The sequence below is a fragment of the Devosia sp. FKR38 genome (assembly GCF_005222805.1).
Classification (GTDB): Bacteria; Pseudomonadota; Alphaproteobacteria; order Rhizobiales; family Devosiaceae; genus Devosia.
The window spans coordinates 495,100-507,453 of the sequence record NZ_STGC01000005.1 but is presented as its reverse complement, the minus strand read 5'-3'; the positions used below and the strand labels follow the sequence as shown (position 1 = coordinate 507,453).

The window sequence follows — 12,354 nt, the reverse complement described above, 5'->3', positions numbered from 1 at the left end:
GGGTCGGATCAGGCCTCAGCCTGCCCGGTGCGCGCCAGCAGGCGCCGCTCAAGCGCCGAGAGCCCGTCATAGATCAGCACGGCGAGCACGCCCACGATCAGGCCGCCCTGCAGCACAAAGGCGGTGTTGTTGGACTGGAGCCCGGCAATGATCACCTCGCCCAGCGTGCGGGCGGCGACGGTAGAGCCAATGGTCGCTGTGGCCAGCGAGATGACAACCGACAGCCGAATGCCCGCCAGGATCACCGGTAGCGCAATCGGCAGTTCCACCCGCCAGAGCCGCTGCCAGCCGCTCATGCCCATGCCACGCGCCGCCTCAATAACGGCCGGCGGCAGGCCGGTGAGGCCGGTCAGTGTGTTCTCGAAAATGGGCAGCAGGCCATACAGGAACAGCGCCACCAGCGTCGGCGCCGTGCCGAAGCCGAGCATGGGCACCGCCAGCGCCAGCACCGCCACGGGCGGAAAGGTTTGCCCGATATTGGCAAGGCTGCGCGACACCGGCAGGAATTCGGCGCCGAACGGCCGGGTAACAATGATGGCGAGGCCCACCGCGATGAAGGTCGCAGCCAGCGTGGCCACCGCGACAATGCCAAGATGGCTGAGGGTGATGTCGAGCAGGCTGCCCTGGTTATAGATGGCGGGCTGGCCATTGCTGGTCAGCAGGCCAAAGGCGCCGGCAAAGGCCTGCGGCCAGATCAGCAGCGCCAGCAGGGCGAGCAGCGCCACCAGCCGGATCCCGTTGCCCCAGCTCATTGCGGCCGCGCCGCCAGCCGCGCCAGCGCCGCCAGTGTCACCTGGCCAATAACCTGACCATCACGCGTGACCGGCAGCGCCGTGCGCGCCGACCACAAGAGCTCGGCATAGGCATCGCGCAGCGAGGCCGTCACATCGACCGGCGTGCCGCTGGCCGTGCCCGGCTCGACATGGTCGCCAACGCGCGACAGCGACAGCAGGCGGAACGGGCGTTCGCTGCTGCCGATCAGATTGGCAACGAAATCGCTGGCCGGGCGGGCAATGATCTCGGCCGGTGGTGCGCTCTGCAGCAATTTGCCATGCGCCATCACGGCGATGGTGTCGCCCAGATGGATGGCCTCTTCCATGTCATGGGTCACCAGCACGATGGTGGTGCCCAGCTTGCGCTGGATGGCGAGCAGGTCATCCTGCGCCTTGGCGCGGATCACCGGGTCGAGCGCGCCATAGGGCTCATCCATCAACAGGATATTGGGCCGAGCGGCCAGCGCCCGCGCGACGCCGACGCGCTGCTGCTCGCCGCCACTGAGCTGATGCGGCAGGCGATCGCGGAAGCTGACGGGATCGAGCTGGAACAGCTCGAGCAGTTCATCAACGCGGGTCTGCGTCTTGGCCTTGTCCCAGCCGAGCAGGCCAGGGACGGTGGCGATGTTCTGCGCCACGGTGCGGTGGGGAAACAGGCCATGGCCCTGGATGGCATAGCCGATGCGGCGGCGCAGCTCATAGGCCGGAATGCCGGCGATATCCTCGCCATCAATCCGCAGGCTGCCGCTCGACGGATTGACCAGCTTGTTGATCATGCGCAGCAGCGTGGTCTTGCCCGAGCCGGAGGTGCCGACGATGACGCAGACCGTACGTGGCTGGATGGTCAGGGTCACCTGGTCCACCACGGCGCGGCCGTCATAGAGGCGGGAAACGTCGTCGATTTCGATCATGTTCGGGTCTCCCGCGCCGTCATGTCCACCAGGGCGTCCAACACCACGGCCGCAGCAAAGGCCAACGCCACGGTCGGCACCGCGCCAAGCAGCACCAGATCCATGGCCGTCTGGCCAATGCCCTGGAAGACAAAGACCCCGAACCCGCCGCCGCCGACCAGGGCAGCAATGGTGGTGAGGCCAATATTCTGCACCAACACGATGCGGATGCCAGTGAGGATCACCGGAAAAGCCAGGGGCAGTTCGACCGCCCGCAAGCGCTGCCAGCGCGTCATGCCCATGCCGCGGGCCGCATCAATGGCGGCAGGTGATACGCCCAGCAGACCCACCACCGTATTGGCGACAATGGGCAGCAGCGAATAGGCGAACAGCGCCAAGAGCGCCGGCGTCGCGCCAATGCCGGAAATGCCGATGGTCTTGGCCCCCGGCACATGCGCGCCAACCCAGGCCAGCGGCGCGATCAGCAGGCCGAACAGCGCAATCGAGGGAATGGTTTGGATGATGTTGAGCACGCTCAGCACGCTGGCGCGCAGGCTCTTGACCTTGTAGCAGACCAGGCCCAGCGGCACGCCGACCAGCGTGGCCAGGGCCACCGAGCCAAAAGCCAGGCCCAGATGCGTGCGCGCCTCCGACCAGAAGGATTGCGCCCGGTTGGCATATTCCTTGAGCATGGAAAGGTCGGTCCACAACCCGCTCCACAGCAGCAGAGCCATGGCGAAGGTCACCGCCAGCAGCATGACAATACGCTGCCAGGGGCGCAGGGCGAGGCGTGTCAAAGCGTCAGTGACCAGAACGGCAAAGGCAAAGGCCAGCACCCAGAAGCCGGCGCCGGGCGACACACGGGCAAAGCTGTCACCCTCGGGCGTCAGATGGCTGGCCGAAAGCCCGACCAGGACGAAGAGCACCGCCAGCACGACCAGTCCCATGCCCAGCTTGATCGCCGCCGGCCAGCGCAGCAGCGCCGCAGCAAAGCCGCCGACCAGCGCGGTCAGCAGCACCAGCGCCAGTGGCATGGGCAGCGCGGCAAACAGGCCCAGCGCATCACCGGGCACGATGCGATTGGCGCGGAACAGCGCAAAGGGCAGCGCCAGCCCGCCAGCGGCGATGATGGCGACCAACACGCCCAGCCGGTCGAGGGCCAGCCAGGCAGGCGGCGTTTGGGAATGTGCGGTCTCGGCGAGGCTCATGCAGGCTCCGATGTCCGGCAGAAGTGTGGGCGATCCCCTTCTGCCTGAAGCAGAGGAGATCGCGTCGCCGCAGCGGTTGCGGCTACTTCAGGAAGCCGCCCTTGGTCAAATAGTCGGTGGCGACAGTGGCCGAAGCCTCGCCACCCACCTGCACGCGACCATTGAGGTCCTGCAAAACTTCGAGCGTCAGGCCTTCGAACACCGGCTTGAGCAGTTCGGCGATCTGCGGGTACTGGTCCAGCACGGCTTTGCGGATGATCGGCGCCGGCTGGTAAACCGGCTGCACCCCCTTGTCGTCCTCCAGCACCTTGAGGCCCGAGGGGGCAATGCCGCCATCGGTGCCATAGACCATGGCCGCGTTGACGCCATTGGTCTGCTGGGCGGCCGCGGCAATGGTTGCTGCCGTATCACCGCCCGAAAGCGTCACCAGCTGATCGGGCGTGAGGGTGAAGCCATAGACCTGCTGGAACTTGGGCAGGGCGCCGGGCGAATTGACGAACTCGGCCGAGGCCGCGAGTTTCACCTCGCCACCCCCGGCGACCCAGGCGCCGAACTCGCTGAAGGTGGCCAGCTTATTGGCCTCGGCCACATCATTGCGCACCGCGACAGCCCAGGTGTTGTTGGCCGGCGACGGGGTCAGCCAGACGATCTCGTTGGCCTCAAGATCGAGTTTGGCGGCTTCGGCATAGGCGGCCGCAGCATCGTTCCACAGCGGGTCATCGGCCTTCTCGAAGAAGAAAGCGGCGTTGCCGGTATACTCGGGATAGATGTCGATTTCGCCGGCTGTGATGGCCTGGCGGACGATGGGCGTGGCACCCAGCTGGATGCGGTCTTCGACCGGGATGTCGTTGGCTTCGAGCACCTGCTTGATGATATTGCCCAGCACGCCGCCTTCGGTGTCGATCTTGGACGACACAACGACCTGGGCATGGGCTGCGGTGATCGACATGGCCAGTGCGGCGGCAACGCTCAAAAGCATGGATGTGCGGCGCATGGGAGTCTCCGTGATTGTGGTTGGCTGGGGCAAGGGCTGCCCGTCGTGACGTCTGGTCGGCGCGACTCGCAGAGCGGTCAATCGGGCGCCCGAAGACGCAACGGAGCTATCAGCCAATGCTGACAACGCGTGTCAGCATGGCGGCTTATCGCCTGCCGATCAACCTTTGATACGCAAAGCCTGCCGATCCGGACCAATGGTGAGTGGTCCAGATACCGAACTATTCGTTCCAACCGGAGCGGAGGTTACTTCATCCAGAACATGGGCGTGAGATCGACCGAGATCGGCTCGTTCTTGGCATTGGTGGCCATGACATCGGCCATATGCGCCCACCAGCGCTGCATCACCGCGGTGGCTGGCAGGTCCGCCATGGTGTGATCCCGGCGGCGCCACAACACGCCGAACAGGATATTGGTCTCTTCGTCGAGGTGGATCGAATAGTCCCTGACGCCCGCCGCATGCAGCAGGTCGACCAGCTCGGGGAAGATCTCATCATGGCGCTTCTTGTATTCGGCTGCCATGCCGGGATTGAGCTGCATCTTGAAGGCATGCTTTTCGTAATCGCCGTCGGTGATGATCATGTGCGCTGCCTCCACATGCGGAACAGGATGGGCAGCGCGATCACCACGATCAGCAGGCCGCCGATGAAGATGGACATCACAATGCCCGGCACATTGAGCAGGCCCAGTCCGAAGGTGACAAGACCCATGATGATCGCGGCCAGCACGACGCCCAGGATCGAGCCCGCGCCACCGACAATGGAGACGCCGCCCAGCACCACCATGGTGATGGCCTCCAGCTCCCAGCCCTCGGCAATCGAGGGCCGCGTCGAGCCGAGGCGCGCCGTGAGTAGCACAGCAGCGACGCCGCTCATCAGGCCGGTGAGGCAGAACAGCACGAATTTGATACGGTCCACCCGCACGCCAGAGAACTGCGCCGCCACGGCATTATTGCCGATGGCAAAGACGCGGCGGCCGAAATTGGTGCGGTGCAGCAGCACGAAGTAGATCACGGCGCAGAGCACGAACAGCACCAGCTCGAACGAGATCACGCCCCAGACATAGCCCTGGCCGAACCAGGAAAAGCTCTTGGGATAGCCCTTAAAGCTCTGGTCGCCCAGGATGATGAAACTGATGCCCCGGAAGAGGCTCATCGTGCCGATGGTCACCACGATCGAGGGCAGTTTCAGGCCGGTGACGAGGAAGCCGTTGACCGCGCCGCAGGCGATGCCAGTGCCCACGCCAATGGCCACCAGCACCGGTGTATCGGCGCCATATTGCAGCGCCAGGCCCATCAAGGTCGACGCCAGCGCAATGATGGCGGCCACCGACAGGTCGATCTCGCCGGCGATGATCAGCAGCGCCATGGCTAGTGCGATCAGCGCCTTCTCGGTGAAGTTGAAGGTGAGATCGCTCAGGCTCCAAGCGTTGAGGAAATAGGGCGAGGCGAAGGAATTGACGATGAAGATCACCACCGCGACCAGCACGAGCAGGCTTTCCCAGCTCAGCAGGGCCGAGCGGAGCGGATTGTCGAGGCGGTCGGGCAGCGAGCGGTGGAGCGAAGTGTCGGTCATGCTATTTCTGCCGTCTTGAGGATGATGCGACCCTTGCTGCGTTCGCCGCGCGCGTTGAGCACCACGGCCAACAGGATCGCCGTGCCGGAAATGGCCATCTGCCAGAACGGGGAAATGTTGATCACCGGCAGGGCGTTGTTGATGACGCCCAGGAAAATGGCGCCGAGCAGCACGCCGCCGACGCTGCCGATGCCGCCAGCGATGGAGACGCCACCAATGACGCAGGCGGCAATAATGGTCAGCTCATAGCCACCGGCCACTTCGGTGGAGGCGATGACATAGCGCGAAATCCAGAGATAGCCGCAGAGCCCGGCCACGGCGCCCGAGATGACGAAGGCCATGAACTTGGTGCGGCCCACATTGATGCCGGTATAGACCGAGGCCGTCGGATTGACGCCGATGGCATAGAAGGCGCGGCCCAATGGGGTCCGGGTCATCAGCACATAGAACAGCGCGGCCACCACAATGGCGAACCAGCTCAGAACCGGCAGACCCAGGAACACCACGCGCTGGAAGGCAATGAAGTCCGCGCTCATCTGGGCCGCATTGACCCAGGCGCCGCCCGAGATGACAAACACCATGCCGCGGAAAATGGTCAGCGTGCCCAGCGTCACCACGATGGGCGGAATATCGAGCTTCCACACCAGCACGCCATTGAAGGCGCCGAGGCCCGCGCCGATCAGTACGGAGAGGGCCATGAGCGCCGGGATCGGCACGCCGGGGAAGGCGGCGTTGAGCATGGCAACGATCATGCCGGTCAGCGCCAGATTGGAGGCCATGGAGAGGTCGATCGAGCGGGTCAGGATCACCGCCATCTGCCCCAGCGCCAGCATCATCAGAATGGAGGTGTCGTTGAAGATGGTCAGCAAATTGGCCGGCTGGGCGAAGCGCGAAAAGCGCAGCGTGACCAGCACGACCACCAGGACGATGGCCAGCGCCAGCCAGACTTCGCGGTGTTTCATCAAGCGGTTCATGCGGCCTGCTCCTCGATGATGCCGGCGGCCAGCCGCACCAGGGTTTCGGGCTTGAGCCCTTCGTTGTCGAGCGTTGCCACCATGCGGCCTTCGCGCATGACGACGATGCGGTCGCTCATGCCGAGAACTTCGGGCAGTTCGGAGGAGACCATGATGACGCTGAGGCCCTGGGCGACCAGTTCGGCCATGAAATCATGCACGGCGGCCTTGGAGCCGATGTCGATGCCCTTGGTGGGTTCATCGAGGATGATGACTTTGGGCAGCGTCGCCAACCACTTGGCGATCACGACCTTCTGCTGGTTGCCGCCCGACAGGGTCGAGACATTCTGGCTGAGCGAAGAGGCGCGAAGGTCCAGCCGCTCGGTATAGGTGCGGGCGAGGGCAAATTCCTCGGCCAGGCGCAGGAAGCCGGAACGGCTGGTCTTACCCAGCGACGGCAGCGAGACGTTTTTGAAAATGGGTTCGCCGGTAATGACGCCCTGCTTGCCGCGTTCCTCGGGGACATAGACGATGCCGGCCTCGACGGCGTCGGCGGGAGAGCGGGGCGTGATTGTCGCGCCATCGAGCGCCAGCGTGCCAGCGGAGGGGCGCGTCAGCCCGAAAACGGCCTGCATGACCTCGCTGCGCCCGGCGCCAACCAGGCCATAGAAGCCCAGGATTTCGCCCTTGCGCACGGAGAATGAAACATCATCGAATTCAGTGGGATGGCTGAGGCCCTTGGCTTCGAGAACCACCTTGCCGATGGCTGCCTTGCGGGCCGGGAAAATCCCTTCGACCGGGCGGCCGACCATCATCTGGACAATCGCATTCTGGCTGGTGTCGGCGATCATGCCCTTGCCGACCTGCTCGCCGTCGCGGAAGACGGTGAAGCGATCGGCGATGCGGTAGATCTCATCGAATTTGTGGCTGATGAACAGGATCGCCTTGCCGTCCTGCTTGAGCAGGTCGATCAGGACGTAGAGCTCCTCGATTTCCTTCTGGCTGAGGGCGGCGGTGGGCTCATCCATGATGACGACGCTGGCGTCGATGGAGAGCGCGCGGGCCACGGCGACCAGGTGTTTTTTGGCTATTCCCAACTCTTTAAGCTTGATGTCGGGATCGATGCCGGCGGCCATGGCGTCGAGGGTGAGCCGGGCTTCGCTGCGCATCTTGCGCCAGTCTATCAGCCCCAGCGCGGTGCGCGGGGCATGGCCGAGATAGATGTTCTCGGCGACGGTCAGCTCGTCGAACAGCACGGTTTCCTGGTGAATGGCGGTGATCCCGGCCGCTGAGGCAGAATGCGCCGTCGGCAGCGTAACCTTTTGGCCATTCACGGTAATTTCGCCCGCGTCGGGCTGGTAGATGCCGGTCAGGGTCTTGACCAGGGTGGACTTTCCGGCGCCGTTCTCCCCGATCAGCGCGGTGACCTGGCCGGCATAGAGCTCGAGCGAGACATTGTGCAGCGCCCGCACGCCGGGGAAGCTCTTGGAAATGCCCGAGAGGGTCAGGATGGGTTGATCGGTCATGGATCGAGGTCCGTTTTTCACGTTCTGATGCACAATTTGTTACGCCCGGTGGGGCAGATTGTGCCTGAAGTGTGCCGCTTTCTATCCGCATATCGCCCACACTTTGCCCAGTGGTGTCTCCGGCCCCAAGGACAAGGGGGGATAGGCGGGACAAGCGGGATGCGGTGAGGGGTTCTGAGCCTGACTGGAGCAATGATGCCCCTCAGGCTGAACCCCTCACCCGATATGCCGGATGACCTCTCCCACAGCGGGGGAGAGGCGAGGACGGGCTTTAGTAGATCTTGGAGAACTCTTCGATGTTGGACTTGTCGAAGGTGAAGGGAGCGGCCATGGCGCCCGAGTTGGTGTCGTCCAGGGTCAGCTCGCCCATGCGGCCCATCGAGAGCTTGGCACCGGGCTTGGCTTCGCCGCCCTTGACCAGGTCATTGGCCAGCATGACGGCCGAGTAGCCCAGATCGATCGGGTTCCACAGGGCAACGGCCTGGGAAGCGCCATTGTCGATGAACTGCTTGAACTCGGACGGGAGAGCAAGGCCGGTGACGTTGATCTTGCCGATCAGGCCCTGGTCGGTGACGACCTGGGCGGCAGCCACGACGCCGACGGTGGTGGGGGCAATGATGGCCTTGAGGTTGGGATAGGAGGCAATCAGGCCCTTTGCTTCGTCGGTCGACTTGACCGAGTCATCGTCGCCATAGACGACCGAGACCAGGTTGATGTTGGCGAACTTGGCGGGCAGCACGGCCTTGGCCGCATCGATCCAGGCGTTCTGGTTGGTGGCGGTGGAGGCAGCCGATAGGATGGCGACGTCGCCGCCCTCGGGCAGGTAATCAGCGGCCAGCTTGATGATGGTCTCGCCGATCAGCGCGGTTTCGGAGGGGTTCAGGTGGAGCTGGCGGCCTTCGGGGGCGACGCCGGAATCCCAGGAGATCACCTTGATGCCGCGTTCCATGGCCTTCTGCAGGGCCGGCACCAGAGCGTCCGGATCGTTGGCGGAGATGGCGATGGCATCAACCTGCTGGGCGATCAGCGCATTGATGACTTCGATCTGGGCTTCGGCGGTTGCGGCGGTCGGGCCGGTATAGATGACTTCGACATCGCCCAGTTCCTTGGCGGCTTCCTGCGCGCCCTTGTTGGCGGCGTCAAAGAAGCCATTGCCCAGCGACTTGACGACCAGCGCGATGCGGGTCTGGGCGAAGGCGGGGCTGGCGAGCAGAGCGGCGACGGCGGTGGTGGCCGCCAGGATCTTCAGAAGCTTCATAAGGTAATCCCTCCCTGGGATAGTCTGGCTTGGGTTTCTCAGGCGACGGTTTGTTGCTTTTCCGCCTGAGCAGTGGTTTCCGCCACGATGAGCCGCACGCCTGCTGTTTCCAGCATTTGACGGTCTTCGTCGCGGATGCCGGCGTCGGTGATGACGGCGGCTATTCGGTCGAGGCCACACAGAATGAGGCTTGAGCGTCCCGAAAATTTCGATGAATCGGCCAGCACGATCAGTTCGTCAGCCTGGCCGATCAGGCCCAGCTCGGACTGCACGATCATGGGATCGGCTTCCATCAGCCCATGCTGGCCAATGCCCTGGCAGCCGATGAACATGCGCTTGGCATAGAAGTGGCTGGCCACCACCCCGCCGAAGGGCGAGAGGATGACATTCTGCTCGCGATAGACCGTGCCACCGGGAATGACGACGGAATTGCGCGAGTTGTGGATGAGATATTCGGCAATGGCGAAGCTGTTGGTGAACACGCTCATGCGCCGCTGCGTCAGGTGATGCACCATCTGGTAGGTGGTGGTGCCGCCATTGATGATGATCGGCTCACCATCCTTGCACAAGGCGGCCGCCGCGCGGGCAATTGCGCGCTTCTGCTCGATATTGATGGTTTCGTTGACCGAGAAGGGCCGGCCCATCAGGGCGCTTTGCTCTGGCGGGTTGACCGCCTCGGCACCGCCGCGCACGCGCCGCACCTCGCCCCGCACATGCAGGGCCGCAATATCGCGGCGAATGGTGGCTTCGGACGAGCCGGTGACCTGGCACAGATCCGCCACCGTCGCGACGGGGCGCGACTGCACGGCAGCAATGATCACTCTGTGGCGTTCGGTTTCGTGCACGTCTTGTCTCTCCCTGGCATCATAGTTTCCATTCATTCCAATCAGTGTCAATCATGAAACCATCAAATTCGAAACATGTCAGTCTCTGATGCGCGTTTCTGACTGTTTGTGATTGACACTGCACATTTATCGTGGCCATCTCCGGCCAAAATCCGCGTTACCACCCTGTGGGAGGAGTCTGCATGTCGACCACCGCGCCCAAGCGCCTTGCCAATCTTTGGGACGATGCCAAAGCCGCCGCCATGAGCGAGCCGGAACGCCTCGTCTATCGTTCAAACCTGCTGGGCAGCGACAAGCGCGTGACCAATTATGGTGGCGGCAATACCTCGTCCAAGATCATGCAGAAAGACCCGCTGACCGGCCAGGACGTGGAAGTGCTGTGGGTCAAGGGCTCGGGCGGCGACAGCGCCTCGATCAAGCTGGATGGCTTTTCGACGCTCTATATGGACAAGCTGCGTGCCCTCAAGGGCCTCTATCGCGGCGTTGAATTCGAAGACGAGATGGTCGGCTATCTGCCGCACGCCACCTTCAACCTCAATCCCCGCGCCGCCTCGATCGACACCCCGCTGCATGCCTATGTGAACCGGCCTTTTGTCGATCACATGCATCCCGATGCGATCATTGCCATCGCAGCGTCCAACAATTCCAAGGAACTGACGAGCCAAATCTTCGGCGACACCATTGGCTGGCTGCCGTGGAAGAAGCCGGGCTTTGAGCTCGGCCTGTGGCTGGGCAAGTTCTGTGAAGAGAACCCCAAGGCCAAGGGGCTGATCCTTGAGTCCCATGGCCTCTTCACCTGGGGCGACACGCCCAAGGAATGCTACGAGACCACCATCGGTATCATCAACCAGGCCATCGAATGGTTTGAGACGCAGACCGCTGGCAAGACCATTTTCGGCGGCGCCGCCGTCACCGCCCTGCCCGCCGACCAGCGTCGCGCCATCGCGGCCAAGCTGATGCCCAAGATCCGCGGCCTGATCTCGGCCGACAGCCACAAGCTGGGCCATTTCGACGACAGCGCCGCGGTGCTCGAATTCGTCAATTCCAACAATCTGCGCCCGCTGGCGGCGCTGGGCACCTCGTGCCCGGACCATTTCCTGCGCACCAAGATCCGCCCGCTGGTGATCGAATTTGATCCAGCCAATCCGGATGTGGACGCGGTGATTGCCCGTCTGGCTGATGACGTCGCCGCCTATCGCATCGACTACCAGGCCTATTACGACCGCTGCAAGCATGACAATTCGCCTGCCGTGCGCGACCCCAATGCGGTGGTCTATCTGATGCCGGGCGTGGGCATGTTCACCTTCGCCAAGGACAAGGCGACAGCCCGCATTTCCGGCGAATTCTACGTCAACGCCATCAATGTGATGCGCGGCGCCTCGACGGTGTCGACCTATGTCGGCCTGCCCGAGCAGGAAGCCTTCGACATCGAATACTGGCTGCTTGAAGAGGCCAAGCTGGCGCGCATGCCCAAGCCGAAGTCGCTGGCCGGCAAGATCGCCCTGGTCACCGGCGGCGCCGGCGGCATCGGCAAGGCCACGGCCGTGCGGCTGCTGCGCGAAGGCGCCTGCGTGGTGCTGGCCGATATCGACCAGGCGGCGCTGGCTGCGGCCAATGACGAGCTGGGGAAGGTGTTCGGCGCCGATTTCGTGCGGCCGGTGCAGCTCAATGTGACGCAGGAAGCCGTCGTCATCGCCGGCTTTGCCGAGGCGGTGGTGGAATTCGGCGGGCTCGACATTCTCGTCTCCAACGCCGGCATCGCCTCTTCCGCACCGATCGAGGAGACCTCGCTCGAGCTGTGGAACAAGAACATGGATATCCTCAGCACCGGTTATTTCCTGGTGTCGCGCGAGGCGTTCCGCCTGTTCCGCGCCCAGAAGATCGGCGGCAATGTGGTGTTCGTGGCCTCCAAGAATGGCCTGGCCGCTTCGCCCAATGCCTCGGCCTATTGCACGGCCAAGGCGGCCGAAATCCACCTGGCGCGGTGCCTGGCGCTGGAAGGCGCGGGCGAGCAGATCCGCGTCAATGTGGTGAACCCCGATGCGGTGCTGCGCGGCAGCAAGATCTGGGCCGGCGAATGGCTGGAACAGCGCGCCTCGACCTACAAGACCGACAAGGATGGGCTTGAGGAAATGTACCGCGAGCGCTCGATGCTCAAGCGGAGCGTGTTCCCCGAGGATATCGCCGAAGCGATCTATTTCTTCGCCTCGGAAGCTTCGGCCAAGTCGACGGGCAATATCATCAATGTGGACGCGGGCAACGCCCAGTCGTTCACGCGGTAACGCAGTGACGGGGTCGAGAGACCCCCTCCCCGACCCTCCCCTCACGTGGGAG

At 63.7% G+C, this 12,354-nt stretch carries 11 protein-coding genes; 1 reads left to right on the top strand and 10 read right to left on the bottom strand.

Annotation, left to right across the window (positions count from 1 at the left end):
• Positions 1 to 8: 8 nt before the first annotated feature.
• The 10 genes from E8M79_RS07545 to E8M79_RS07500 form a co-directional block, all read right to left on the bottom strand.
• A complete protein-coding gene (locus tag E8M79_RS07545; RefSeq protein WP_137151324.1) occupies positions 9 to 752 on the bottom strand; it encodes an ABC transporter permease in 744 nt (247 codons plus the stop codon).
• Positions 749 to 1,684: an ABC transporter ATP-binding protein gene (locus E8M79_RS07540; RefSeq protein WP_137151323.1), complete on the bottom strand. Its 936-nt coding sequence runs from the start codon at positions 1,682 to 1,684 to the stop codon at positions 749 to 751. The genes E8M79_RS07545 and E8M79_RS07540 overlap by 4 nt, the downstream gene beginning before the upstream one ends.
• Positions 1,681 to 2,871, bottom strand: a complete 1,191-nt coding sequence (locus E8M79_RS07535) for an ABC transporter permease (protein WP_137151322.1) — start codon at positions 2,869 to 2,871, stop codon at positions 1,681 to 1,683. The genes E8M79_RS07540 and E8M79_RS07535 overlap by 4 nt, the downstream gene beginning before the upstream one ends.
• Positions 2,872 to 2,953: 82 nt before the next feature.
• Entirely contained in the window at positions 2,954 to 3,865 is a 912-nt protein-coding gene (locus E8M79_RS07530) for an ABC transporter substrate-binding protein (RefSeq protein WP_137151321.1), read from the bottom strand.
• 245 nt (positions 3,866 to 4,110) lie between these two features.
• Complete coding sequence (gene rhaM, locus E8M79_RS07525) at positions 4,111 to 4,446, bottom strand: L-rhamnose mutarotase (protein ID WP_137151320.1); 336 nt, start codon at positions 4,444 to 4,446, stop codon at positions 4,111 to 4,113.
• Positions 4,443 to 5,438, bottom strand: coding sequence for an ABC transporter permease (locus E8M79_RS07520; RefSeq protein WP_137151319.1), 996 nt, complete (start codon positions 5,436 to 5,438; stop codon positions 4,443 to 4,445). The genes rhaM and E8M79_RS07520 overlap by 4 nt, the downstream gene beginning before the upstream one ends.
• Positions 5,435 to 6,412: an ABC transporter permease gene (locus tag E8M79_RS07515; protein WP_137151318.1), complete on the bottom strand. Its 978-nt coding sequence runs from the start codon at positions 6,410 to 6,412 to the stop codon at positions 5,435 to 5,437. Before E8M79_RS07515 ends, E8M79_RS07520 begins: the two co-directional genes overlap by 4 nt.
• Positions 6,409 to 7,917 carry a sugar ABC transporter ATP-binding protein gene (locus tag E8M79_RS07510; RefSeq protein WP_137151317.1) on the bottom strand — a complete coding sequence of 503 codons (1,509 nt, stop codon included), beginning with the start codon at positions 7,915 to 7,917 and terminating at the stop codon, positions 6,409 to 6,411. The genes E8M79_RS07515 and E8M79_RS07510 overlap by 4 nt, the downstream gene beginning before the upstream one ends.
• A 271-nt stretch (positions 7,918 to 8,188) precedes the next feature.
• Positions 8,189 to 9,175, bottom strand: coding sequence for a rhamnose ABC transporter substrate-binding protein (gene rhaS / locus E8M79_RS07505; RefSeq protein WP_137151316.1), 987 nt, complete (start codon positions 9,173 to 9,175; stop codon positions 8,189 to 8,191).
• Positions 9,176 to 9,213: 38 nt separating this feature from the next.
• Complete coding sequence (locus tag E8M79_RS07500) at positions 9,214 to 10,020, bottom strand: DeoR/GlpR family DNA-binding transcription regulator (protein WP_137151315.1); 807 nt, start codon at positions 10,018 to 10,020, stop codon at positions 9,214 to 9,216.
• Positions 10,021 to 10,202: 182 nt separating this feature from the next.
• Here E8M79_RS07500 and E8M79_RS07495 point away from each other — a divergent pair, with 182 nt between their 5' ends.
• Positions 10,203 to 12,302, top strand: a complete 2,100-nt coding sequence (locus E8M79_RS07495; RefSeq protein ID WP_137151314.1) for a bifunctional rhamnulose-1-phosphate aldolase/short-chain dehydrogenase — start codon at positions 10,203 to 10,205, stop codon at positions 12,300 to 12,302.
• The last annotated feature ends 52 nt before the right edge of the window (positions 12,303 to 12,354 follow it).